Source organism: uncultured Eubacterium sp. (assembly GCF_934525195.1).
Classification (GTDB): domain Bacteria; phylum Bacillota; class Clostridia; order Oscillospirales; family Acutalibacteraceae; genus Eubacterium_R.
This window is the reverse complement of sequence record NZ_CAKSZA010000001.1, coordinates 94,432-117,843: the sequence shown is the minus strand read 5'-3', so window position 1 is coordinate 117,843 and position 23,412 is coordinate 94,432. Positions and strand designations below refer to the sequence as shown.

Annotated in this window: 23 protein-coding genes and 1 tRNA gene; 20 read left to right on the top strand and 4 right to left on the bottom strand. The window is 41.7% G+C overall.

Annotated elements, in window-relative coordinates; translation table 11 throughout:
• Positions 1-11: 11 nt before the first annotated feature.
• A complete protein-coding gene (locus Q0E03_RS00570) occupies positions 12-887 on the bottom strand; it encodes an aldose 1-epimerase family protein (RefSeq protein WP_297128134.1) in 876 nt (291 codons plus the stop codon).
• 132 nt (positions 888-1,019) lie between these two features.
• Here Q0E03_RS00570 and Q0E03_RS00565 point away from each other — a divergent pair, with 132 nt between their 5' ends.
• From Q0E03_RS00565 to Q0E03_RS00545, 5 genes are all read left to right on the top strand, one after another.
• Positions 1,020-1,595, top strand: a complete 576-nt coding sequence (locus Q0E03_RS00565) for a hypothetical protein (protein ID WP_297128131.1) — start codon at positions 1,020-1,022, stop codon at positions 1,593-1,595.
• A gap of 124 nt (positions 1,596-1,719) precedes the next feature.
• Positions 1,720-1,938, top strand: coding sequence for a putative Se/S carrier-like protein (locus Q0E03_RS00560; RefSeq protein WP_297128128.1), 219 nt, complete (start codon positions 1,720-1,722; stop codon positions 1,936-1,938).
• Positions 1,935-3,065, top strand: a complete 1,131-nt coding sequence (locus tag Q0E03_RS00555) for an aminotransferase class V-fold PLP-dependent enzyme (RefSeq protein WP_297128125.1) — start codon at positions 1,935-1,937, stop codon at positions 3,063-3,065. The genes Q0E03_RS00560 and Q0E03_RS00555 overlap by 4 nt, the downstream gene beginning before the upstream one ends.
• A 69-nt stretch (positions 3,066-3,134) precedes the next feature.
• On the top strand, positions 3,135-4,064 hold the full coding sequence (gene cdaA, locus Q0E03_RS00550; protein WP_297128122.1) for a diadenylate cyclase CdaA: 930 nt from the start codon (positions 3,135-3,137) through the stop codon (positions 4,062-4,064).
• Complete coding sequence (locus Q0E03_RS00545) at positions 4,064-5,353, top strand: YbbR-like domain-containing protein (protein WP_297128119.1); 1,290 nt, start codon at positions 4,064-4,066, stop codon at positions 5,351-5,353. Before cdaA ends, Q0E03_RS00545 begins: the two co-directional genes overlap by 1 nt.
• A 57-nt stretch (positions 5,354-5,410) precedes the next feature.
• Here the strand turns inward: Q0E03_RS00545 and Q0E03_RS00540 are convergent, their stop codons facing one another.
• Positions 5,411-5,752 (bottom strand): type II toxin-antitoxin system PemK/MazF family toxin, encoded by a 342-nt coding sequence (locus tag Q0E03_RS00540; RefSeq protein ID WP_297128116.1) that lies wholly within the window; start codon positions 5,750-5,752, stop codon positions 5,411-5,413.
• A gap of 122 nt (positions 5,753-5,874) precedes the next feature.
• Between Q0E03_RS00540 and Q0E03_RS00535 the strand changes: the two genes are divergently transcribed.
• On the top strand, positions 5,875-7,086 hold the full coding sequence (locus Q0E03_RS00535) for a hypothetical protein (RefSeq protein WP_297128112.1): 1,212 nt from the start codon (positions 5,875-5,877) through the stop codon (positions 7,084-7,086).
• A gap of 44 nt (positions 7,087-7,130) precedes the next feature.
• On the opposite strand, the gene Q0E03_RS00530 is transcribed toward Q0E03_RS00535, so the two are convergent.
• Entirely contained in the window at positions 7,131-7,559 is a 429-nt protein-coding gene (locus tag Q0E03_RS00530; protein WP_297128109.1) for a GNAT family N-acetyltransferase, read from the bottom strand.
• The gene (gene murC, locus Q0E03_RS00525; protein WP_367270200.1) at positions 7,552-8,946 is read right to left on the bottom strand and encodes a UDP-N-acetylmuramate--L-alanine ligase; all 1,395 of its coding nucleotides are present in this window, start codon (positions 8,944-8,946) and stop codon (positions 7,552-7,554) included. The genes Q0E03_RS00530 and murC overlap by 8 nt, the downstream gene beginning before the upstream one ends.
• A 109-nt stretch (positions 8,947-9,055) precedes the next feature.
• Between murC and Q0E03_RS00520 the strand changes: the two genes are divergently transcribed.
• The 14 genes from Q0E03_RS00520 (at position 9,056) to Q0E03_RS00455 (ending at position 23,405) form a co-directional block, all read left to right on the top strand.
• Positions 9,056-9,769, top strand: coding sequence for an NAD(P)-dependent oxidoreductase (locus Q0E03_RS00520; RefSeq protein ID WP_297128106.1), 714 nt, complete (start codon positions 9,056-9,058; stop codon positions 9,767-9,769).
• The gene (locus tag Q0E03_RS00515; RefSeq protein ID WP_297128103.1) at positions 9,766-10,326 is read left to right on the top strand and encodes a dipicolinate synthase subunit B; all 561 of its coding nucleotides are present in this window, start codon (positions 9,766-9,768) and stop codon (positions 10,324-10,326) included. The genes Q0E03_RS00520 and Q0E03_RS00515 overlap by 4 nt, the downstream gene beginning before the upstream one ends.
• 200 nt (positions 10,327-10,526) lie before the next feature.
• On the top strand, positions 10,527-11,666 hold the full coding sequence (locus Q0E03_RS00510; protein WP_297128100.1) for an ABC transporter ATP-binding protein: 1,140 nt from the start codon (positions 10,527-10,529) through the stop codon (positions 11,664-11,666).
• Positions 11,653-12,480, top strand: a complete 828-nt coding sequence (locus Q0E03_RS00505) for an ABC transporter permease (protein WP_297128097.1) — start codon at positions 11,653-11,655, stop codon at positions 12,478-12,480. Before Q0E03_RS00510 ends, Q0E03_RS00505 begins: the two co-directional genes overlap by 14 nt.
• Complete coding sequence (locus Q0E03_RS00500) at positions 12,477-13,292, top strand: ABC transporter permease (RefSeq protein ID WP_297128094.1); 816 nt, start codon at positions 12,477-12,479, stop codon at positions 13,290-13,292. Before Q0E03_RS00505 ends, Q0E03_RS00500 begins: the two co-directional genes overlap by 4 nt.
• Positions 13,289-14,560: a PotD/PotF family extracellular solute-binding protein gene (locus tag Q0E03_RS00495; RefSeq protein ID WP_297128090.1), complete on the top strand. Its 1,272-nt coding sequence runs from the start codon at positions 13,289-13,291 to the stop codon at positions 14,558-14,560. Before Q0E03_RS00500 ends, Q0E03_RS00495 begins: the two co-directional genes overlap by 4 nt.
• Entirely contained in the window at positions 14,547-15,200 is a 654-nt protein-coding gene (locus tag Q0E03_RS00490; RefSeq protein WP_297128087.1) for an HAD family hydrolase, read from the top strand. The genes Q0E03_RS00495 and Q0E03_RS00490 overlap by 14 nt, the downstream gene beginning before the upstream one ends.
• A 79-nt stretch (positions 15,201-15,279) precedes the next feature.
• Positions 15,280-15,364, top strand: a tRNA-Leu gene (locus Q0E03_RS00485).
• Positions 15,365-15,749: 385 nt separating this feature from the next.
• Complete coding sequence (locus tag Q0E03_RS00480) at positions 15,750-17,243, top strand: DNA methylase (protein ID WP_297128083.1); 1,494 nt, start codon at positions 15,750-15,752, stop codon at positions 17,241-17,243.
• Entirely contained in the window at positions 17,240-17,632 is a 393-nt protein-coding gene (locus Q0E03_RS00475; RefSeq protein WP_297128080.1) for a hypothetical protein, read from the top strand. Before Q0E03_RS00480 ends, Q0E03_RS00475 begins: the two co-directional genes overlap by 4 nt.
• A 60-nt stretch (positions 17,633-17,692) precedes the next feature.
• Complete coding sequence (locus tag Q0E03_RS00470; RefSeq protein ID WP_297128077.1) at positions 17,693-20,269, top strand: translation factor GTPase family protein; 2,577 nt, start codon at positions 17,693-17,695, stop codon at positions 20,267-20,269.
• 113 nt (positions 20,270-20,382) lie between these two features.
• Positions 20,383-21,726 carry an electron transport complex subunit RsxC gene (rsxC, locus tag Q0E03_RS00465; protein ID WP_297128074.1) on the top strand — a complete coding sequence of 448 codons (1,344 nt, stop codon included), beginning with the start codon at positions 20,383-20,385 and terminating at the stop codon, positions 21,724-21,726.
• Positions 21,727-21,729: 3 nt separating this feature from the next.
• Positions 21,730-22,767, top strand: coding sequence for an RnfABCDGE type electron transport complex subunit D (locus tag Q0E03_RS00460; protein ID WP_297128072.1), 1,038 nt, complete (start codon positions 21,730-21,732; stop codon positions 22,765-22,767).
• On the top strand, positions 22,767-23,405 hold the full coding sequence (locus Q0E03_RS00455; protein ID WP_297128070.1) for an RnfABCDGE type electron transport complex subunit G: 639 nt from the start codon (positions 22,767-22,769) through the stop codon (positions 23,403-23,405). The genes Q0E03_RS00460 and Q0E03_RS00455 overlap by 1 nt, the downstream gene beginning before the upstream one ends.
• Positions 23,406-23,412 lie beyond the last annotated feature (7 nt).

The following is a 23,412-nucleotide window of genomic DNA, read 5'->3' as shown; positions in this document are numbered from 1 at the left end:
TTTACCCTCGGTTATATCATTGTAATTTTATACTTGAATCCTGCCTGTTCGTTCGGTTCAAGTATTGTCATTCCACGCTTTTTTTCAATCTCGTTTGTTTCGTCGGAGCAGTTGGAAATTCCTGTCCACGGCTCAAGCGCAACAAAGTCGGCATTGCCGCATGCAGACCAAATAAGCAGGTTTGCCATATCCTGATATTCGATTTTTATACCTTTGCCATTTGGTCCGATAAGCGTTGCAGATTTCGGCGCAATGCCGTCAAATATCATAGCGTCTTTTTCTTCAAACAAGTCGTGGCGCATCGCAATTTCAGACTTGCCGTTAAAATCATCAAATCGGTTTTCAATGTTTATCAGTCCGCTGTGATGGTCGGGACGGAGATAACCGCCCTTGAGTGCTTTGTCAAATTTAACCTTATAATCTTCAAATTTTTCGTTTTTGTCAAGCGGACAGTTGAATGCAGGGTGACCGCCGATAACAAACGGCATCTTTTTCTTGCCTGTGTTTTTAACAAGATATTCAACGCTTACGGTTGAGCCTACAAGTGTGTACTTTACTTCAAGTTCGTAGTCAAACGGAAAAGCCGCCTTGGTTGTATCATTTGATTTTTGAATGAATGTAATTGAATTTTTGATTTGCTCTTTGAGTTCAAACGGATTTATTCTTGCAATGCCGTGGCGCTTCATTACGCACTTTTCTTCAAATGCCGTGCCCTCGTTGTTAGGTAACATTCCGACAATAGGAAAGCAGATTGGTGCCTGACCGCTCCAATGCTCTTCGTCGCCCTGCCAAAGATATTCCGTGTCGTTTTTGAGCAGAGAAGTAAGCATTGCCCCGTCTTGCAAAACGCAAACCTCGGCTTCGTTGCTTGTGATTTTGTATTTCATAATTTCACCTTAATTTAAGTAATATATACATATTTTAATTATAACTTAAAATAATCTATAATGCAATATTGAAAATGCACGCAATATGATATACAATACAGTTAAAGATTTATGTGATGTTAGGAGTTAACTATGGATTTATATTCATTTATTCATGAGGCGATATTTGAGGAAAAAGACAAGTACACTCGTCTTTATGAACTTATATGGTCGGAATTTGAACAAGACGGCTTTGTAATTACCGATGAGCCGGGGCACGAGATTGACGATATTTTCAAGGCAACGGCTATTCAAAATCTTATCGGCGAGTTTGAATACCGTCTTTATGATGAAGTCAACGAAACAGGTTTTGAGGATGTTGTTGATTATCTTGCACAAATCGGCATTTCCAAGGAAGATATTGTTGCTTATTGCGAAGAAGATGAAAATATCGATACCTTTGATGATGACGAGGATTTGAAAATCAAAAACGGTCTTGACTATGTCACCGAGATTGTTGCGGATAAATTGCTTCAATGTTTTTCAGCCGATGATTTGTTCGATTATTTCTTCACCGCAACTTATGATTTTGTTCAGGACTTTACCTTTGATTTTGATGATGTGGACGAATTTATGGCTTTTGTTGATTCCAATAGTGAACGATTGGATGACTACAAAGAGGAGTATCCGTCCGTTATGGCTTGGATGGAATCAGGTATGATAGTATAAAATAAAGTGTTTTTATAGAGGCGAGTGTTCGCCTCTTTTTTATGCCAAAAATTAATATGATGCAAAAACCTTGTTTTGTGCATACTATGTAATATATGTATACACTTGTAAACGAGGTGATTTCGTGAAATGTGAAATTAAGGTGGGCTCTGTAACCAACGCACAGCGAGGCTCAAAATTGCTTCGGCGTTATGGCATCAAGCCTACTGTGTCAAGAATAGAAAATCCTGCTGTCGGTGACGGTTGCGGTTTTGTTATCGGCGTTGAGTATGCGGATTGCGACACGGCAAAGAGATTGCTTGCTCAAAACGGAATAAGAATACTTGGGGTGAGGGAACTGTGATTTATTTTGACAATGCCGCCACAACTTATCCAAAACCCGCTTCGGTTCTTGCGTCAGCCGTTTTGGCGTTAAAAAAGTATTCGTTCAACAGCGGCAGAGGCGGATATAAGGAGAGTATTCGTGCAGGCGAGATGATTTATTCCGTTCGTGAAAAGGTCGCCGATATGTTCGGCTTCGAGGCGCAAAATGTGGCTTTTACAAAAAACTGCACCGAGGCTCTCAATATGGCAATTAAGGGGAGCGTCAAGCAGGGTGACCACATCATTATTTCTTCCCTTGAGCATAATTCCGTTAGCCGTGTTGCCGAAAAATTGTTTGATGACGGTATGATTGAATATGATATTGCACGCTATTCGTTTGATGATGACGAAACGGTCAAAAATTTTGAAAATCTCATAAAACCTAATACAACCGTTGTTGTTTGTATGCACTCAAGCAACGCTTTCGGCGTGACATTTCCTGTTGCAAAAATCGGCAATATGTGCAAAACTCACGGCGTAAGATTTATTGTTGACGGGGCACAGGGTGCCGGGGTTGCGGATATAAATGCAAAAAGAGATAATATCGACATTCTTTGTGCTCCGGGGCATAAGTGCCTGTTCGGTGCAATGGGCACGGGCTTCATTGCCGTAAAAGACGGTGTTCAACTTTCAACTGTCGAGGAGGGTGGCACGGGCAGTAACTCTATGTCGCTCAAGCAACCTGAATTTTTGCCCGACAGACTTGAATCGGGAACGCTTAACAATTCGGGTATAATTTCCCTTGGCAAGGGCATAGATTATATTAATACCTACGGCACGGATGCGATTTATTCTCACGAGTTGTCGCTTGCTCGCCACACTTATACCGTACTCGACGGCATTGATGGAGTAAAACTTTACACTCCGTTTCCCGAAAAGAACAAAACTATGCCGATTATATCTTTCAATTTTGCGGATTATTCAAGCGAAAAAACCGCTTCAATCCTTGCAAAAAACAATATTTGCACAAGGGCGGGCTTTCATTGCACACCGCTTGCACACAAGCATTTCGGAACTGCCGACCGTGGCACGGTTCGTGTGAGCTTTGGTGCATTCAACACGTTTTATGATTGTGACGCACTTGTTAATGTTGTAAAAAAGTTGTGAATTTAGACTTAAATCTACTTTATTTATCGTGTGATGTGTGGTATTATATATGTAACTTAATTTATAGGAATGAAAAAAATGCCACTGTTTGATTTAACTATTCAATTTAGATTTAGATATTTTAAAAACCTCGGCAATTCAATTATAGATTTCTTTTCTCAAATCAAGGGGCTTTTCCGCACCTTTGGTATAATTGATGTTGTCGATATACTTTTTGTTGCCATTGTCATTTACCTTGTTGTCAGAGTTCTGCGAGAAACAAGGGCAATGCAACTCATCAAGGGCTTTTTGCTTTTGACTATTGTTTATCTTGTTGTAACTTTCCTCGGAATGGGTGCTTCAAGTTATATTATGAGGATGATTTTCAATAACATTCTCATTATTCTTGTTATACTGTTCGGACCCGAAATTCGCAAGATTTTGGAGCAAGTCGGCAAGGGCAAGGCAACCAATTTTATCAAAGGGCTGTTCAATTCGGGCGTTGCCATTGATGTTGCCGAAATGAAGCAAACCATTGACGCAACCTGCAAATCCTGTGCAGAAATGGCTGATGCAAAAATCGGCGCACTCATCGTGTTCGAAAACGAAACGCTGTTGGGCGACATTATCGCTTCGGGCACGGTTGTTGACGCCACTCCGTCAAAGGAAATCATCGGCAATATCTTTTATCCGAAGTCACCGCTTCACGACGGAGCAATGGTTATCAGAGGCAATAGGATTTATGCGGCAGGCTGTATTTTGCCGCTTACAAAGAATAATAATCTTTCCTCTCAACTCGGAACCCGTCACAGAGCCGCACTCGGTTTGAGCGAGCAGAGTGATGCCATCGTTTTTGTTGTGAGCGAGGAAAGAGGCGAAATCAGTTGTGCTATCAACGGTACACTTCGCCGTGATATTTCAACAGGCGATATGCGTGATATTTTGACTCAGCAGTACATCCCTGACAGTTTCTCCTCGGATGACAAGATTATTTCTAAGCTGAAAAGGAGGTTTAAGTAATGAGCAAAAATAACACTTCCGATACAGTAAAAAAAGAAAAATCAAAGTTTTCCTTTTCAGATCTTGTATATAATGATAAGTATCTTATTGTTTTGTCAATATTCTTGGCTGTTATCGTGTGGATAGGCTCGTCGCTCAGCGTCGGTGCGGATGACACAAAAACAATCAAAGTGACTGCTCCTATCGAACTCAGCGGTAAGCTTTCGGGTATCGGTATGCAGTATTATGCACTTCAAAATTCTGTTGATTTGAGCATCACTTTGTCGGGTCAAAAATACGTTATCGGTCAGGTTACTGCTGATGATTTGAACATCACTTTTGACACTTCGGCGGTTAACAGAACCGGCAATCAGTCAATTCCTATCCGCGTAACCAATAAATCAAAGCGACTTGATTATACTGTTGAATCGGTTTATCCAAGCTCGATTGAGGGCTATTTTGATGTCAACAAAACCAAGACCTTTGATGTTGATGTCAAGTTCGACAGGGACAAGGTGGCAGACGGCTATGTTTTCGGCACTCCTGTTCTCAGCGAGGATAAGATTGTTGTTTCAGGTCCAAAAACATATGTTGATAAGATTGACAACGCTTATTGTGAGGTCGATTTTGGCGACAGAATAAATCTCACCGAGCCGTTCACCCAGGATTGCGACCTCAAACTTGACGGCAACGGTGTTGAAACAAGTTATATCACAATAACAAACAGAACAGACCCGAACACACCGATTAATTCGCTTTCGGTTACCGTACCTGTGCTTCAAACTTGCACTTTGCCGGTCACAACAACATTTGAGGACAAACCAACAGGTCTTGCAAGAGATGTTGTCAGCGTTTCTTATTCAAAAAATCAGCTTTATGCAGGTGCTCTTTCAACGGCTGATATTTCAACCGCAAATGTCGGCACAATCTATTTTGGCGATTTAACAGTCGGCAGTCACGATTTTGAATTTGATGTAACCAATTTGAACGGTATTTCTGTTCTTGACGGAACAAAGAAGATAACCGCAAAAGTTACTGTCAGCAGTTCTTATTCCGAGCATAAGGTCAGAATAAATAAGGACGATATAATTATTGAAGGTGCACAGCAGGGTAACAAACTTGCGGTCAAATCTATTGACAGTGCAACCGTAACCGTCCTTGCCCCTAAGAAGGCAAATATCAATTCTTCAAACCTCACCTTGAAATGTGATGTTTCAAAGAAAAATGATAAAAATCAATATCCGATAGAAATTGTTGTTTCAAACTCAAAGTCTTGGGTATATGGAAAATACTACGCTACTATCGAATAAAAACACAGGTAAATAAAATACAGGTATTCGCAAAACGATGCGAATACCTGCTTTTTGTTATAATCCCATTGATATTGTTATTGCATTGTTGATTTTGTTCATATCACTTGTCGGCAATGTGCCCATCTTTTCTTTAAGTCGCCTCTTGTCAATGGTTCGCACCTGCTCAAGCAACACAACGCTGTCTTTTGCAAGTCCGCAGTCATGAGCGTTCACCTCAATATGAGTCGGCAAATTTGTTTTGCCTTGCTGGCTTGTGATGGCAGACACTATCACAGTCGGCGAAAATTTGTTGCCCACATCGTTTTGAACTATTAACACAGGTCTTACTCCTCCTTGCTCACTTCCTACAACGGGACTTAAATCGGCATAGTAGATGTCGCCTCGTTTAATGTTCATTTTGTTCACCCTTTAAAATTTTCTTTATATCATTATGATTAACACAAATTCTTTCTTTTAAACATCTATTACATAATATTCATAATGCGTATAAAGGTTTTTTTATTGGGTATATTCTTAATATGAATATTTTTACATCTAAAGATAGGCTGATTACCTGCCTAAAATATCCCATCGCCGTAACGGCGCTGTATGTCCTCGTCGTTCATATAATTTCACTTGTGTTGCCAAAATTTAATGTTGATATCGAGGTGGTTACATCTTTGTTGTTGTCTGCCTGTGTCGGTATGTTTTTGGGGTTTTATGAATTTAAGGAGTCAAGCAAAAGCTTCGTTGTCGCTTTGTCGCTTCTCTGTGCAAATGCCGTTTTCTTCCTGCTGACCTCTCACACATTGGGACTAACGGTGATTGTTGCTCTGGCAGTCGGAGTTGTTTTGCTCGGTAATAATCTTGATTTTGAATATCTGCTCATAACTACATCGCTTTTGGGTGTTGCATTCGGTGTGGCTTTTGGTATTTGTGATGAACTTTTGCAAATGTATGTTAAAGAATTTGCTTTGTTGATTAAGGGTAGGGCGGTTCTTTTTGGGGTGTTAAATGAGATTTATTCTGTGTTTTTCGGAAACTTTTTTTCCAATTTGATTTATACCACCGATTGTAGTGTCGCAACTTTAGTGAATGGCAAAATCATCGCAGGTGTGCAAAATGTATTTTTGTCATCGCCAAAAGCACCGCAATCGTCCGTTGCCGATTATCTGACAGGCAAGTATTTTTTCAATGTTTTTATGACCTTTGGCACATTTGTTGCACTTTTCAAGAAAACAAGCAAGCGTTATTTGTTTTCGTTTTTACTTCCTTGCCTGTTGTCGGTCGTTTTTGGAGATAACACGCTGTTGCTTCTGTTTTTGCTGTTCTATAATCCGCTGATTTTTGTCGGTTGCGTCTTTGTCGGAGGTGTCGGTTATTTTGTTTCTGCCCTCGTCGATATTCGTATCGGGTTTGAAAAATATGCTTCGCTGTTCAGCCTTTTCAAGTATGGCAGAAACGTCGGATATTTTCTGCTTGTCGGATTTGTCCTTGCCGTGCTGATGTATTTCATTGTTGAAATTGTGCTTTCAAAATTTGATATGGACAATCAAAAATACTATCCAAAGGATGTGCGTGCACTTGTCAGGGCACTTGGCGGAGAACGAAATATCGAAACGCTGGAAAACGGAGTGCTGACAGTTCGTAATCCGAATTTGATTGATATATTAAAGGTCGATTGCGAAATTCATCAAAACACCGTACAACTCATTGATAATGATTATAATTTATTAAAAGAATATTTTTGATATGCAAAAAACCGCCAAAAATGTAAATTTTGACGGTTTTGTTTTTATAATACTTTTTTCATTGCAATGTGCGGGATGTCCTCTTCGGGATAAACATCGCCGTATGCCTTGTAGCCGAGTGCCTCATAAAAGCCCTGTGCCTGTGTTTGTGCAGAAATAAAACTCTCTTTTGCACCGAGCTTTTTCATTTCTTCCTCGGCTTTTTCAAGCACCTTTCTGCCACATCCTGTGCCGCGATATTCTTTTAGCACCGCTATTCTGCCTGCGTGCCAAGTGTCACCGTGCTCTTTGTAAAATCTTGATGTTGCAATCGGCTTACCGTTGTCGTACATAACAATGTGTTTGGCTTCCTTGTTGTCGTCAAGTTCGTCTATCTCGTGGTTTTTTTGCACGCCCTGTTCATCACAAAACACAGTGAATCTGATGAATTTTGAATCGTCTGTCGCTGTGTCCGTTATCTTAAATTCAAGCATTTTGTTCTTCTCTTTCTTTTAGCTTTTTGCACATCATTCGTGCCACCTTGTATACATCTCCGCAACCAAGAGTGATTACCAAATCGCCGTCTTCTGCATTGTCGCATACATAATCGCAAATTTCTTCAAAAGTGTCAAGCTGAACGGCACCCGGAATTTTGCTTGAAAGGTCGGTTGCCTTGATTCCGATTGTGTTCACTTCACGACTTCCCATAATTGCACTTACAACGCACTTGTCTGCAATTTTAAGCACCTCGGCAAAATCGTCAAGAAGCAGAGATGTTCTTGAAAATGTAAACGGTTGATGCACCGCCCAAACACGCTTGTATCCCATCTTTTTTGCCGCCTCAAGAGTAACCTTAATTTCGGCAGGATGGTGTGCATAGTCGTCTGCAAATGTAACTCCGCAGTATGTGCCGAGCTTTTCAAATCGTCTTGCCGCACCGCCAAAATGCTTCAATCCCTCAAGGATTTTTTCAACTTCCGCACCGCTTTCATATGCTGCCGCAAATGCACAAAGCGAGTTCAAAATATTATGCTCACCCGGAACGGAAAGCACAACTCTTGCAACAAATTCGTTGTTGTGGTATGCGTCGTATTCGCTGTGAAAACCGCCCGGAACATCAATGTTCTTTGCTACCCATTCGTTGCCGTCATTTCTGCCGACAGAGATGAGTTTTTTGCCCTCAATGCCCTTGATTGTGTCAACCGTGTTGGCATCGTCACCGTTGTAAATAATTGTCTTTGTGGTGAGGTCTGCAAATTTTCTGAACGACTTTTTGATGTTGTCAAGATTGCCGAAGAAATCAAGGTGATCCTCGTCAATGTTGAGTATTACCGCCATATCGGGATTCATATGCAAAAATGTGTTGTTGAATTCACAGCTTTCGCACACGAAGTTTTGGCTGTGTCCGTATCTGCCGTATGCGTTTATCAATGGCAATTTTCCGCCGATAACAGCAGACGGGTCAAGCCCTGCTTCCATAAGGATTTGAGTTATCATTGACGAAGTTGTGGTCTTGCCGTGAGTTCCGCAAACACCTATGCAGTTTGAAAAAATACGGCTGAGTGCACCGAGTGCTTCCGCTCTTTCAAAACAAGGAAAGTTTGCTTTTGCATATTCAAGTTCCGCATTGCCTGCAAGAATTGCGTTTGTATATATAATAAGTTCCGTGCCGTCGGCAATGTTTTCGGGCTTCTGACCCAAAAATACCTTTGCACCCTCTTTTTCAACTCGTCTGAAAGTTTCGGTGTCGTTGTTGTCCGAGCCTGTCAATTCGTATCCGAGGGATAACAAAATCTCTGCAATAGGGCACATTCCTGCACCGCCAATGCCGATAAAATGTATCTTTTTGCTCTCTTTGAGTAATTCGTCTATATTTTTCAAGGAAATTCCTCCGATTAATCATATTATCTTTTTTATTATACTACCTATTTTGAAAAAAATAAACACCCTTTTTATATTATTTCATAAAATATAAAAGGTGGTAGTAAATATGACAAATTTTTATGTTGCGTCTTTTGACGATAAAAGGGTAGCTTATGCAAGCGACTATCTCCAAAATTTTGGTTACAAAGCTGTTGATAATCTTTCAAAGGCGGATTTTGTTCTTACGGGTGTCAATCCGCCCAGCCTTGATGCTTACAGAGATTTTCACATATGTGCGGGAAATGTGTCGGGCGACAATGTTTTTGATTATACAAAAAATGAACGCTTCGCAGCCGAAAATGCTTATTATACAGCCGAATCAGCCGTGTGTATTGCCTGCCAAAACAGCGATTTGAGCCTTGTCAATTCAAATGTGCTAATTTTGGGATATGGCAGAATTGCAAAAGCTCTCCATAGATTTTTAATTCCGTACACATCGCACATAACCGTGTGTGCACGAAACGGTGTTCAGCGAACAACGGCTGAAATGAACGGTGCTTCGGCAATTACTCTTGATGAACTTACGGAACAAAACGATTTTGATTTTGTGTTTAATACGATACCTCATCCGATAATTAATGAAAGAGAACTTCGATTGTTCAAAAAAGATACATTGCTTGTTGATTTAGCATCGTTTCCGGGCGGAATTGATGTGCATTTTGCCGAATCTCTCGGGCTAAATTTGATTGTGGCAAGAGGACTTCCTGCCAAATATTCGCCAAAATCGGCAGGGAAAACAGTTGCAAAAGCTGTGATTGAACATATGGGGGTGAGGTTGTGAAAATAGGATATTGCCTTACAGGCTCGTTTTGTACATTCAAAAAAAGCATCGAGGCTATGCAATCACTTGTAGACAACGGTCACATTGTCACTCCGATTATGTCGTTTAATGCTTATAATATTGACACAAGATTCGGAAATGCTAAAGATGTGAGGGAACAGGTCGTTTCAATCTGTGGCAGAGATATAATTTCAACCATTGATTCTGCCGAGCCGATTGGACCTAAGCATATGTTTGATGTGCTGTGTGTTGTTCCGTGTACTTCCAACACACTCGCCAAACTTGCAAACGGTATAAACGACACTCCCGTCACAATGGCGGTGAAATCGCATCTTCGCAACGACAAGCCTGTTGTTGTCGGCGTGTCAACAAATGATGCACTCGGCGCTTCGGCAAAAAATATCGGTGCTCTTATGAACAACCGTAACTTCTATTTTGTTCCTATGGCACTCGATAATCCTTGCGAAAAGCCTCGTTCTTTGGTCTGTGATTTTTCAAAAGTAGAGGGTACAATCAAGTGCGCTGTTGACGGTGTGCAGTTTAATCCTATAATTTAAAACTTAAAAGGCTCTCTTTGTATTTTTCTCAAGGAGAGCCGACTATACTTTTTGCGACAATTTTTTTGCTGAAAATCATAAAAAAATATTGACATTATAATATAAAAAATATATATTTGACTTAATGCAATTTTTTAATTGTAAATCGTGAGGGGGTTGGTGAGTCTTTCCAACGCCTGCAATAAAGAGGAAGTGCATAATTGAAAAAGATTATTGACTTGAAGAATATCACCGTCAGCTATGGTGATAATACAGTTTTGGAAAATCTCAATTTATACATTAACGAAAAAGAGTTTATAACCCTGTTAGGACCATCAGGATGCGGTAAAACCACAACTCTTCGTGCCATTGCCGGCTTTGTCAAGCCCGATAGCGGAGATATAATATTTGAGGGTAAACGCATCAACGACCTACCTGCACATAAGCGTAGAGTCAATACCATCTTTCAGCGTTATGCTCTTTTTTCTCATTTAAATGTATATGAAAATATAGCATTCGGACCTCAGCTTCAAAAAAAGCCGAAAGAGGAGGTTCGTCAAATCGTTGCCGATATGCTCAAACTCGTCAACCTTAAAGGCTTTGAAAAGCGTCCCATCAACTCGCTTTCAGGCGGTCAGCAACAGCGTGTTGCCATCGCAAGAGCGCTTGCAAACAAACCGCATATTCTTCTTTTGGACGAGCCTCTCGGTGCGCTTGATCTCAAACTTCGCAAAGATATGCAGCGAGAACTCAAAAATATTCAGCAGGAACTCGGCATAACCTTTATTTATGTTACCCACGACCAAGAGGAAGCACTCTCTATGAGCGATACCGTGGTTGTTATGGATAAGGGCAAAATCCAGCAAATCGGCACTCCCGAAGATATTTATAACGAGCCTGTCAACGCTTTTGTAGCCGACTTCATCGGCGAAAGTAATATTGTTGATGCGATTATGATTGACGATTATCTTGTAACCTTTGGCGGCGTCAAGTTTAAGTGCCTTGATAAAGGCTTTGACAAAAACGAATTTGTAGAGGCTGTTGTTCGCCCTGAGGATATTTTAATTCGAGAGCCGGGCACACAGGCTTCTCTCACAGGCAAGGTAACATCCGTAACATTCAAGGGTGTTCATTTTGAAATCCTTGTTGATGTAAACGGTTTTATTTGGATGATTCAAACCACAAGGGACGACATCCATGTTGATGACACTATCGGTATGCATATCGAACCCGACGCTATTCATATTATGAAGCGTAGCGAATATTCGGGTGAGTTCGGTGACTATTCGTCATTCTCCGACGAGATGGATCATATTTCCGATGCATCATATAATTGGGAGGACGAAAATGAAGAAGAGTAGTCTTTCTCAAAAAATGCTTGATAAGCCATATTTGCTTTGGTCTGTGCTTTTCATCATTGTTCCGCTTGTTATGGTTGTGTTCTATGCTTTCACCGACAAAACAGGTGCGTTCACTTTTTCAAATATGACACAGATAAAAAATTATTTTCCAACAATTTTGTTGTCCGTTCTTTATGGCTTGGCAGCAACGGTTATTTGCGTGCTTATCGGCTATCCGTTTGCCTACGCTCTTTCAAAGCACAGTGTCAACACTCAAAGAACCATGGTGCTCCTTGTTATGCTCCCGATGTGGATGAATTTCCTCATCCGCACATATAGCCTTATGACCATTTTGGGCGACAGCGGAGTAGTGAACAGCTTGCTCAATGCAATCGGATTAAAGGGTGTTCATATGATTAATACGGGCGGTGCGGTAATTTTCGGTATGGTTTATAATTTCCTGCCGTATATGATTTTGCCGATTTATACCGTTCTTTCAAAGCTTGACAATTCGCTTGTCGAGGCGGCTCACGACTTGGGTTCGGGTAAAATAACAACCTTTAGGAGAGTGATTTTGCCTTTGTCATTGCCGGGTCTTTTGTCCGGTATCACAATGGTTTTTGTGCCTTGCGTTTCAACTTTCTACATCACGCAGAAACTCGGCGGAGGTCAGATTGTTCTTATCGGCGATGTTATCGAAAGTCAGTTCCAGTCGGCAAATAACTATCATCTCGGTGCGGCACTCAGTTTTGTGCTTATGCTTTTGATTTTCGTATGCCTCGGAGTAATGAATTACTTTGATGACGGCACACAGGACGGAGGTGTCGTTATATGAAAACTAAGGTTTCGCTTGCATCAAGGCTTTATATGGTGCTCATTTTCGTTTTTCTGTACGCACCTATTGCCGTTATGACCGTGTTTTCGTTCAATTCAGGTTCTTCAACCTATATTATGGACGGCTTTTCAACTTCTTGGTGGGTTGAGATGTTCCACGACACAGCCGCTATGAACGCACTCAAAAACACTGTTTTGCTTGCTCTTGCAACAATGGCTGTTTCCACCGTGCTTGGTGTTATGGCTTCGGTCGGTCTGTTTATGCAGAAAAACAGATTGTACAAAAAAACTATGATGAATGTCACAAACATTCCTATGATGAATCCTGAAATTGTAACAGGTATCTCAATGATGCTTTTGTTTGTATTTGTCGGTGCACTTGTCAATGTAAAAGAAGTGCTCGGCTTCACAACACTTCTCATTGCTCATGTCACTTTCTGCTTGCCGTATGTTATTTTGAATGTTATGCCAAAACTTCGTCAGTTTGATATGAATGTCTACGAAGCGGCGGTTGACCTCGGTTGCAAACCGTTCAAGGCGTTTGTTAAGGTTGTTATGCCCGAAATTATGAACGGCATCATCACAGGCTGTATTATGTCTTTCACATTGTCGCTTGATGATTTCATCATATCGTATTTCACCAACGGACCGTCATTCCAGACCTTACCGATTTACATTTTCTCTCTCACCAAAAAGAGAGTAAAACCTGATATGTTCGCATTGTCAACCCTTATGTTTCTTGTCATTCTTGTGCTTTTGATTTTTATGAATATCGCACAAACAAGGGCGGAAAAAAAGGAGGCACGAGGATGAAAAAATTGAGAAGAATTGTTGCTTTTCTTATGTGCCTTGTGTGTGCTTTGCCGTTGATGAATGTCACAGCTTATGCAGATGAGGACTATTTTTCCGATGAGCAAAAGGCTTATTATAAGTCGCTTGGACTTCAGGGAACAACTGTCAATGTGTACAACTGGGGTGAGTATATTTCCGATGGCGGAGAAGGCTCAATGGATGTTGTCCGTGAGTTTGAAAAACTTACGGGTGCAAAAGTCAATTATACCAATTTTGAATCAAACGAGAATATGTATTCCAAGCTTTCGGGCGGCGGCGTTTCTTATGATGTAATCACTCCGTCCGACTATATGGTTGAGCGTCTTATTGACGAAGATATGCTTCTTCCGCTTGATTATTCAAATATTCCGAATATGAAGTATATGCGTGAGGATTGCCTGAATCTTCCGTTTGACCCCGAACAGAAGTATTCTGTTTGCTTCAATACAGGCTATACCGTTCTTATATATAATAAGAAGTTGGTTAAAGAAAAACCCGACTCTTGGAAAGTCTTGTGGGACGAGCAGTACAAGGGTAAGGTGCTGATGTTCAACAACAGCCGTGATGCGTTTGCTATTGCTCAAAAATTGTTGGGTCAAAGCCTGAACACTCAAAATGAGCAGGATTGGGTGGATGCCGCAAAACTGCTTGCCGAGCAAAAAGACAAGGTTAATCCCGTTTATGTTATGGACGAGGTGTTCAATCTTATGGAATCGGGCGAGTACGCATTTGCAACTTATTATGTCGGCGATTATGTTCTTATGAACGAGAACAATCCCGATTTAGGCTATGCTTATCCAAAAGAGGGCGTAAATGCTTTTTATGACGCTTTTTGTATTCCAAAATGCACACAGAACAAAAAAGGCGCAGAAGCGTTCATAAACTTTATGCAAGAGCCGGAAGTTGCACTTGCAAACGAGGAGTATATTTTCTATGCTTCCGCAAACAAGGCTGTGCAGGAAAATGATGAATGTTCGCTTTACGGCAACGATGCGGTTTATCCCGACCCTGCGCCTGTGAGCGAGGTTTTTGCAAATCTTCCGCAGAATATTCTTGAACTTGAAAACAATCTTTGGTCAAGCGTAAAAAGCGGAAATCTCTCTGTAAACAGCAAAAAAACGGAACGCAAGATTTATATTGAATCGGGCGTAGTGGCAGGTGTTGTTGTTATAGCGGTTGCCACCTATTTTGTCAGAAAACGAAAAAAGGATAAAGAACAGGATTTGGGTGATTTGTATGAGCAAAATTAAATGTGCAATATTTGATTTGGACGGCACACTTGTCAACACTATTGATGATTTGGCAGGTGCAACCGAAATCTTGCTTAAAAAGCATAACTTTGAAGCTAATTGGTCTTTGGATGATTACAAAAAGTTTGTTGGCAACGGTGCAAAAAAACTTGTTGAGCGGGCTTTCAATCATACTTTGGACGAGCAAACACTTAATGAAAGATACGAAGAATTTAAGATTATATATGACGAAATCAAGCTTGACCATGCTCACGCTTATGACGGCATAAAGGAGCAACTCCAAATTCTCAAGGATATGGGAGTGAAACTTTGCGTTGTTTCAAACAAACCCGACATTGCTGCTCATGGTATGGTTGAGCATATTTTCGGCAAAGGATTTTTTGATTTCATCACAGGTTGCATAGACGGACTTCCGACCAAGCCCGACCCGACAACCACTTTGAGAGCACTTTCGGCAGTTGATTGCAAGCCGACAGAGGCAATTTTCTTCGGCGACAGCGAGGTTGATATGCGAACAGCCAAAAATGCCAATATAGAAGCAGTAGGTTGCTCTTGGGGCTTCAGGTCTTTCGAAACTCTTTTTGCCGAGCATCCGTCCGTGATAATAGACGAAACGAGCTACATATCAAGCTTATTTTAAGCGGTCAAAAAAACTTTAAAAAAATTTAAAAAAAGTGTTGACATTTGTAGCCGGTTCTGTTATACTTCTAACTGTTGACGCGAGAGTGGCGGAATCGGCAGACGCGCACGTTTGAGGGGCGTGTGGGGCGACTCGTACGGGTTCAAGTCCCGTCTCTCGCACCAAAAAAAGTAGACACCATTTGGTGTCTACTTTTTTTTGCTATGAGATGTATGATTTGAATTGTCTTGTATGGGGTCTCCGCAAAGTCCGTTAGACTTTGTGGGGAGAGGAAAGATATATGTAGTGTTTGTTGTTCTTTTGCTCGCAAAAGAATTTGAACACGGAATGTATCTTGACGAAAGTCCCGTCTACGCACAAAAAAACAGCAATCACCATTTGGTGGTTGCTGTTTTACTTTTTGCACATCTTTTGATGTGCTTTTGTTTTATTGCTTAATTGTACCAAAATTTTCTCTTTTAAACAAAAATCGAACATTTGTATTGATTTTTGCTTTTTGTGTGATATAATGTTTTCAGTAACTAATAATATCTATATGGAGGCATTTTTATGGCAAAGCAAAAAACATATATTGCAATAGATTTAAAGTCGTTCTATGCCTCTGTTGAGTGCGTTGAACGTGGGCTTGACCCGCTGAAAAACAATCTTGTTGTCGCTGATGACAGCAGAACGGAAAAGACCATTTGCCTTGCCGTTTCTCCGTCGCTTAAAGCGTACGGTATTCCGGGCAGAGCAAGACTTTTTGAAGTTGTTGAGCGTGTCCGTCAGGTCAATAATAATCGCAAATTGAAAAATAATTATGCCGAATTTAAGGGCGAATCTTACAACGCAGATGAGTTGACGGATAACGAACTGAAACTGTCGTATATCGTTGCTCCGCCTCGGATGAATCTCTACAAAAAATACAGCAACAGGATTTTTGCCATATATTCAAGCTTTGTGTCGCCCGAAGATATTTTGGTTTATTCGATTGACGAGGTGTTTATTGATGCAACGAGGTATCTCCGCACTTCGGGAATCACCGCTCATCAAATGGCAATGAATATGATAAAAGCCGTTCTTGACGAAACGGGTATAACCGCCACTGCGGGAATAGGCACAAATATGTATCTTTGCAAGGTCGCTATGGATATTGTTGCCAAGCATATTGATGCCGATGAAAACGGTGTCAGAATTGCTGAACTTGACGAAATGTCTTATCGTCAAAAGTTGTGGAATTATCGTCCGATTACTGATTTTTGGCGTGTCGGCAAGGGAATTGCAAAACGGCTTGAAAGCGTTGGAATTTACACGATGGGCGACATTGCAAAATGTTCCGTCGGTTCGTCAAATGAATTTTACAACGAGGATTTGCTGTATCGACTTTTCGGCATTAACGCCGAACTTATCATAGACCATGCTTGGGGTTGGGAACCTTGCACAATTGAGGATGTTAAGTCGTATAAGCCCGACACCAAAAGCATCAGCTCCGGTCAGGTGCTAACCCGACCGTACAGCTTTGACGAAACAACCGTTATCGTGCGTGAAATGGCAGAACTTCTTGCACTTGATTTAGTGGACAAAGGGGTTACAACCGACCAAATTGTGCTCACGCTTAACTATGATATAGAAAATGTAAAAAACGGATATAAGGGCGAAATCACGATTGACGGCTACGGCAGAAAAGTTCCGAAGCACGCACACGGAACAGGGAATATAAACCGCTTGACTTCATCGTCAAAACTAATTGTTGAAACTGCATTGGCTGTGCTTTTCAGGATTGCCGACAGGAATTTGTCTGTTCGCAAGGTCAATATTTCCGCAAATCACATAACCGATGAAAATAAGGTTGAACCGCAGATTTGTCAGCTTGATTTCTTCACCGATTATTCAAAAATAAAGGCACAAGAAGATTGCTTGAAAAAAGAGCGAAGCCTGCAAAACGCTATGCTTCGTATTCAAAAACGATACGGCAAAAACGCAATTCTCAAAGGTACAAATTTGCAGGAATGTGCCACAACGATAGAACGCAACAATCAGGTGGGAGGTCACAAGGCGGAATGAAATATGACGATATTATATCTTTGCCACATCACACCTCAACCAAGAGGGCGCATCTTTCTGTGGCTCAACGCTCGGCACAGTTCGCTTCGTTTGCCGCATTGAAAGGCTTTGAGGACGAAATTGCCGAAACTGCCCGTGTGACGGACGAAAGGGTAATTCTTGACGAAAACGAAATTGAGGCGCTCAATGACGCTTTGCAGTATATTTCATATAATTTGGGCGAAATTGCCGAGGTGTCAGTCACTTATTTTGTGCCCGATAAACTCAAATCGGGCGGTGCTTATGTAACCAAAGTCGGCGGTGTAAAAAAGATAGATTCTTTTGCACGCAGGATTTTGATTGACGGCACGGAAATTCCGATTGACGATATTGTTAAAATAGAAATATAATTTTACATTCGGCTCGTGATATGATATTATATTTAATATAAAATATCGTGAGGTGAGAAAATGAAAAAGATTGTTGTCGGCATACTTGCGCATGTTGATTCGGGCAAAACCACATTATCTGAGGCTATGCTGTATCATTCGGGCACTATTTCAAAGCTCGGCAGGGTAGACAGCAAAAATTCTTTTTTGGACACATTTTCTCTTGAACGCTCACGAGGAATAACGATTTTTTCAAAGCAGGCACTGCTTAAATACAAGGACACGGATATAACGCTTATTGACACGCCGGGGCATGTTGATTTTTCTGCTGAAACCGAGCGAACACTTCAAGTGCTCGATTACGCAATTTTGGTCATCAGCGCAACCGACGGTGTTCAAAGCCACACTCAAACTCTGTGGAAACTCCTTGCAAAGTATAAAGTGCCCTGCTTTATTTTTGTTAATAAGACCGATTTGGACGGCGCAGACAAGGATATTGTTCTCTATCAGCTGAAAACCAAATTGAGCGACAGTTGCGTTGACTTCACTTTGCCCGATGATGAGTTGAACGAAAATATTGCCTTGTGCGATGATGTTCTTCTTGAAAAATACGAGGAGGACAGCCTCGGCAAACAGGATGTCGCTTCTGCAATTAAAAACAGAAAAGTTTTTCCTTGTATGTTCGGCTCTGCGCTCAAACTTGACGGTGTTGACGCCTTTATGGATTTAATCAATGATTACACTGAGCAACCGCAGTACGGCTCCGATTTTGGCGCAAAGGTGTACAAAATCTCCGAGGATAAAGGTCAGCGACTCACTATGATGAAAATCACGGGCGGCACGCTGAAAGTGAAAGAAATCTTGAAAAGTGAGAAAAACATAAACGGCGAAAAGGTCAATCAAATTCGTCTTTATTCGGGCGAAAAATTCACCGCTGTCGATGAGGCAACGGTAGGCACAGTTTGTGCCGTAACGGGCATAACATTTACAAATTCGGGTGACGGCTTGGGCGTTGAGGATAATTCGTCAATGCCTGTTCTTACCCCTGTTTTGACATATACCGTCAATGTTCCCGACGGAACAGACGCTCACACCGTGTTGTCGGATATGCGTATTTTGGAGGCAGAAGACCCGCAGTTAAAAGTCGAGTGGAACGAGCGTTATTCCGAAATTCACATCAAACTTATGGGTGATATTCAGCTTGAAGTTTTGCAAACGCTCTTTGCCGACAGATTTGGTATTGAAATATCCTTTGGCAAGGGCAGTATAATTTATAAAGAAACTATTGAAGAAGCGGTCGAGGGGGTCGGTCACTTTGAACCGCTCCGCCATTATGCCGAGGTGCATTTGCTGTTGAAACCCGGCAAACGAGGCAGCGGACTTGTGTTCAAAACCGATTGCAAAGAGGATGTTCTCGATAAAAACTGGCAGAGACTCATCCTCACTCATTTGTATGAAAAAACTCATATCGGTGTGTTGACAGGTTCGCCGATAACCGATATGGAAATTATCTTGAAATCGGGTAAGGCACACCCAAAACACACCGAGGGCGGTGACTTCAGGCAGGCAACCTATCGTGCCGTTCGCCAAGGACTCCGCAGTGCAAAAAGTGTTTTGCTTGAGCCGTATTATGATTTTGTTCTTGAAGTTCCAAACGAAAATGTCGGTAGGGCAATGTCCGATATTCAGCTTATGCACGGCACTTTTAACTCTCCCGAATCGGACGGGGAAATGTCTGTTTTGACAGGTTCTGCTCCCGTTTCGGCAATGTGCGATTATGCAGGCACAGTGCGTCAGTATACCCGTGGAGTGGGCAAACTTTCGTGCACTCTCAAAGGCTATGAGCCGTGCCATAATGCCGATGAAGTGATTGCAGAATTTGATTATAATCCCGACAGCGACACCGACAACACTTGTGATTCCGTGTTCTGTTCAAAGGGCGCAGGCTATAATGTAAAGTGGGACGAGGTCAAAAGTCATATGCACTTGCCGAGCATACTGTCAACACCGAAAAGCGAGTACGCCCCAAGTCAATCGGTCGGCAGGATGTCAAGCTATGCAGACAAAAACGATTTGTTTGCACTTGATAAAGAACTTATGGAGATTTTTGAGCAAACCTACGGAAAAATTAAGCACAAAAATCCAAATAACAGCCACTTCACCTTTACTGAAAAAACTGAGAAACCAAACCCTAAAAAGATGCCAAAAGCTCCAAAATATGAGGGCCCCGAATATCTTTTGGTTGACGGCTACAATGTCATCTTTTCGTGGGATAATTTGAAAAATCTTGCCGACAGCAGTATTGACGGGGCAAGAAATGCACTCATCAATATTCTCTGTAATTATCAGGGGTATAAGAGATGCGAGGTTATTGTTGTTTTTGATGCCTACAAGGTCAAAGGCAATCACCGTGAAATCGAAAAGGTGAACAACATCACCGTTGTTTACACCAAAGAGGCAGAAACCGCAGATATGTACATCGAAAAGGCCTCGCTTGATTTGGCAAAAAAGCACAAGGTCAGAGTTGTCACCTCCGATGCTCTTGAGCAGGTTATTATTCTCGGCAACGGTGCGCTTCGTGTTTCCTCCCGTGAATTTCAGGGCGAGGTGAAATCGGCAGAGGAGAACATTCGCAGTATAATTGAAAATAATCATTAGTTGGGTATAGTTTTACTGTTGAAATTTCTATAATAATATGCTATATTATAATAAACATAAAATTTAGTTGGATTAAAAATTTATGTCTAAAAGAGTAGAGAGGATGTTTTTTAATGAAGAAAAGAAAAGCATTAAAAAAGGGACTTCGTCTTTATGAGGGCAAGGAGCTTTCAAAAGATTTTCCTATCACCGCAATTAATGCTTCTTCTGTAACCGTTTATCCTTTGAGCCAGCATATCGGCGCACCTGCCGAGCCACTCGTAAATCCGGGTGACAGAGTGCTAAAAGGTCAGATGATTGCGAAGGCAGGCGGATTTATTTCCGCACCCGTGCACAGCTCGGTTTCAGGCACGGTAAAATCTATCGAAAACCGCAGAGTAATCAACGGCAGTCTTGTAAAATCCATTGTTGTTGAAAATGACGGACTTGATGAAGAAGTCGAGGGAATGGGTGTTAAGTCAAATCCCGATGATTTGACCGTTGAGGAAGTTCTCCAAAAAATCAAGGACTTCGGTATTATCGGTTTGGGTGGTGCAGGCTTCCCGACAGGTGTAAAATTGTCACCTAAAAATGCCGATGAAATCGACACCATCATCATCAACGGCTGTGAGTGCGAGCCTTATCTCACCGTTGACTATCGCATTATGCTTGAAAAGGGCGAGCAGATTGTCAAGGCAGTTCGCCAAATTCAAAGACTTTTGCCAAATGCAAAGGCTGTTTTCGGCATTGAGGACAACAAGAACGATTCAATCAAGGTTATCAAGGGCTTTATTCAACCTGATGATAATATGGACATCTGCGAACTTAAAACAAAGTATCCGCAGGGTGGTGAGCGTTCACTTATCTATGCCGTAACAGGCAGAAAGATTAATTCAAAAATGCTTCCTGCCGATGCAAAATGCGTTGTTGTAAACTCATCAACATGTTTTGCGATTTACAATGCACTTTATGAGAATATTCCTCTTATTTACAGGTATATGACCATAACAGGTGACGGCGTTAATCAATGCAACAACTTCAAAGTGCCAATCGGTTGTAGCCATCAGTATGTAATTGAAAAGTGCGGCGGCTTGAAGGAAGATGCAGTCAAGATTATCTCAGGCGGTCCGATGACAGGCTTTGCTATGAGCACACTCGATGTGCCTGTTCAAAAGACTTCTGCGTCTATTCTTGCTTTCACAGAGGATGATGTTGCTTCTGTTGAGGCTACAAATTGTATTCACTGTGGCAGATGCGTAAGTGTTTGCCCGTCAAATCTTGTTCCGCAAATGCTTGCAAAGGCTGTTAAGCAGAGCAAATTCACTGCTTTTGCGGATTTGGGCGGTATGGAATGTGTACAGTGTGGCTGTTGCTCATACACTTGCCCGGCAAGAATTCCTCTTACCCACCTTTTCAATGTCGGCAAGGCAGAGGTAAGAAAAGAACTTAACAGACAAAAAGCAAAGGGGGTAAAGTAAATTATGTATAATGTTTCGGTATCTCCGCATTTAAGAACACAGGACAGCACCAAAACAATTATGGGCGATGTTGCTTTGGCACTTTTGCCGATTCTTGCATTCGGTATTTACCATTTCGGCCTTCCGGCATTGTTCGTAACCGTTCTTTGCGTTGTATCAAGTGTTCTTTTTGAGCTTCTTTTTGAAGTTATCACAAAGCGACCGATTACAATTTTTGACAACAGTGCGTTGGTAACAGGTCTTATTTTGGCTGTTAACCTTCCTGCAAGTGTGCCTTGGTACATACCTGTTCTCGGTAGCGGCTTTGCAATCATTATTGTAAAAATGCTTTTCGGTGGCTTGGGTCAGAACTTTATGAACCCTGCACTCGCTGCAAGATGCTTCCTTCTCATTTCGTTCGCAGCAAAAATGAGCGACTTTGCAATGTATAAGGTATACAGCGCATCATTTGCCGAACTTTTCAAGGACGGCAAAATCAAAGATTGTCTTTATCTCCTTGCAGGCAAGACAGACACCGCACTTGACGCTGTGGCAGGTGCAACTCCTCTTGCACAGCTCGGTGACGGCAAAGAACTTGATTTGACATCACTTTTCCTCGGTATGCACGGCGGTTGCATCGGTGAGGTTTCGGCTTTGGCTATCTTGATCGGTGCCGCATATCTCCTTATCAAAAAGGTTATTTCAATCCGTATTCCGGGTACATATATTCTTTCAACTGTTGCGTTCATCGCAATTATCAGACTTGTTCAGGGTGACACAGTAACTGTAAATTACCTTTTGAGCGAGGCTTTGTCAGGCGGACTTCTTGTTGGTGCATTCTTTATGGCAACCGACTATGTAACAAGCCCGATTTCTCCAAAGGGACAACTCCTTTACGGTGTGCTTCTCGGCTTCGTAACAGCAATGTTCAGAGTTGTAGGCTCATCGGCAGAGGGCGTTTCATATGCAATCATCATTTGCAACCTTCTTGTTCCGTTGATTGAAAAAATAACTGTTCCAAAGCCTTTCGGCTCAGTTAAAGCGAAAGGAGATGCACAGTAATGGAAAAGAAAAAATCAGGCTTGTTCAAAAACACATTGGTTTTGGTTATTATCACCTTGGTTGCCGTTGCGGCTTTGGCTGTTGTAAACCAAATTACCAAAGGTCCTATCGAACAGGCGGAAATTAATCAAAAGGCAGCGGCTTATAAAGTTGTTTATGCCGATGCCACAGAGTTCGGCGAGGTTGACGGACTCGACAAAATGATTGAAAAATCAACAAAACTTTTTGACAAAAACGGCCTTGCAGGCTGTGCTGTAACAGACGCTCTTGAAGTTAAGTCATCAAACGGCGACACAGAGGGCTATATCATTGCTTCAACTTCACCAAACGGCTACGGCGGTGAAATTCAGGTTGCAATCGGTATCAAGGACGACAAGCTTACAGGCTTTACTGTAATCAGCAACAGCGAAACAGCAGGTCTCGGCTCAAAATGTGCAGATCCTGATTTCCAAAATCAGTTCAAGGGCAAGCCGGCACAAACTTTGAGCTATACAAAGTCAGGTGCTACGGCTGATACGGAGATTGATGCAATTTCAGGTGCAACAATCACAACAAATGCCGTAACAGAGGCGGTCAATGCCGGTATTGCTTTCTATCAAGCAAACTTCGGCGGTGCGGATTCCGCACAGGCACAGTAAGAGAGGG

What these genes read in the sequence shown, in the direction of transcription:
- Q0E03_RS00570 (WP_297128134.1), bottom strand. Translation starts at nt 887, where the DNA reads ATGAAATACAAAATCACAAGCAACGAAGCCGAGGTTTGCGTTTTGCAA.
- Q0E03_RS00565 (WP_297128131.1), top strand. Translation starts at nt 1,020, where the DNA reads ATGGATTTATATTCATTTATTCATGAGGCGATATTTGAGGAAAAAGAC.
- cdaA (WP_297128122.1), top strand. Translation starts at nt 3,135, where the DNA reads ATGAAAAAAATGCCACTGTTTGATTTAACTATTCAATTTAGATTTAGA.
- Q0E03_RS00545 (WP_297128119.1), top strand. Translation starts at nt 4,064, where the DNA reads ATGAGCAAAAATAACACTTCCGATACAGTAAAAAAAGAAAAATCAAAG.
- Q0E03_RS00540 (WP_297128116.1), bottom strand. Translation starts at nt 5,752, where the DNA reads ATGAACATTAAACGAGGCGACATCTACTATGCCGATTTAAGTCCCGTT.
- Q0E03_RS00535 (WP_297128112.1), top strand. Translation starts at nt 5,875, where the DNA reads ATGAATATTTTTACATCTAAAGATAGGCTGATTACCTGCCTAAAATAT.
- Q0E03_RS00530 (WP_297128109.1), bottom strand. Translation starts at nt 7,559, where the DNA reads ATGCTTGAATTTAAGATAACGGACACAGCGACAGACGATTCAAAATTC.
- Q0E03_RS00520 (WP_297128106.1), top strand. Translation starts at nt 9,056, where the DNA reads ATGACAAATTTTTATGTTGCGTCTTTTGACGATAAAAGGGTAGCTTAT.
- Q0E03_RS00505 (WP_297128097.1), top strand. Translation starts at nt 11,653, where the DNA reads ATGAAGAAGAGTAGTCTTTCTCAAAAAATGCTTGATAAGCCATATTTG.
- Q0E03_RS00500 (WP_297128094.1), top strand. Translation starts at nt 12,477, where the DNA reads ATGAAAACTAAGGTTTCGCTTGCATCAAGGCTTTATATGGTGCTCATT.
- Q0E03_RS00495 (WP_297128090.1), top strand. Translation starts at nt 13,289, where the DNA reads ATGAAAAAATTGAGAAGAATTGTTGCTTTTCTTATGTGCCTTGTGTGT.
- Q0E03_RS00490 (WP_297128087.1), top strand. Translation starts at nt 14,547, where the DNA reads ATGAGCAAAATTAAATGTGCAATATTTGATTTGGACGGCACACTTGTC.
- Q0E03_RS00480 (WP_297128083.1), top strand. Translation starts at nt 15,750, where the DNA reads ATGGCAAAGCAAAAAACATATATTGCAATAGATTTAAAGTCGTTCTAT.
- Q0E03_RS00475 (WP_297128080.1), top strand. Translation starts at nt 17,240, where the DNA reads ATGAAATATGACGATATTATATCTTTGCCACATCACACCTCAACCAAG.
- Q0E03_RS00470 (WP_297128077.1), top strand. Translation starts at nt 17,693, where the DNA reads ATGAAAAAGATTGTTGTCGGCATACTTGCGCATGTTGATTCGGGCAAA.
- rsxC (WP_297128074.1), top strand. Translation starts at nt 20,383, where the DNA reads ATGAAGAAAAGAAAAGCATTAAAAAAGGGACTTCGTCTTTATGAGGGC.
- Q0E03_RS00460 (WP_297128072.1), top strand. Translation starts at nt 21,730, where the DNA reads ATGTATAATGTTTCGGTATCTCCGCATTTAAGAACACAGGACAGCACC.
- Q0E03_RS00455 (WP_297128070.1), top strand. Translation starts at nt 22,767, where the DNA reads ATGGAAAAGAAAAAATCAGGCTTGTTCAAAAACACATTGGTTTTGGTT.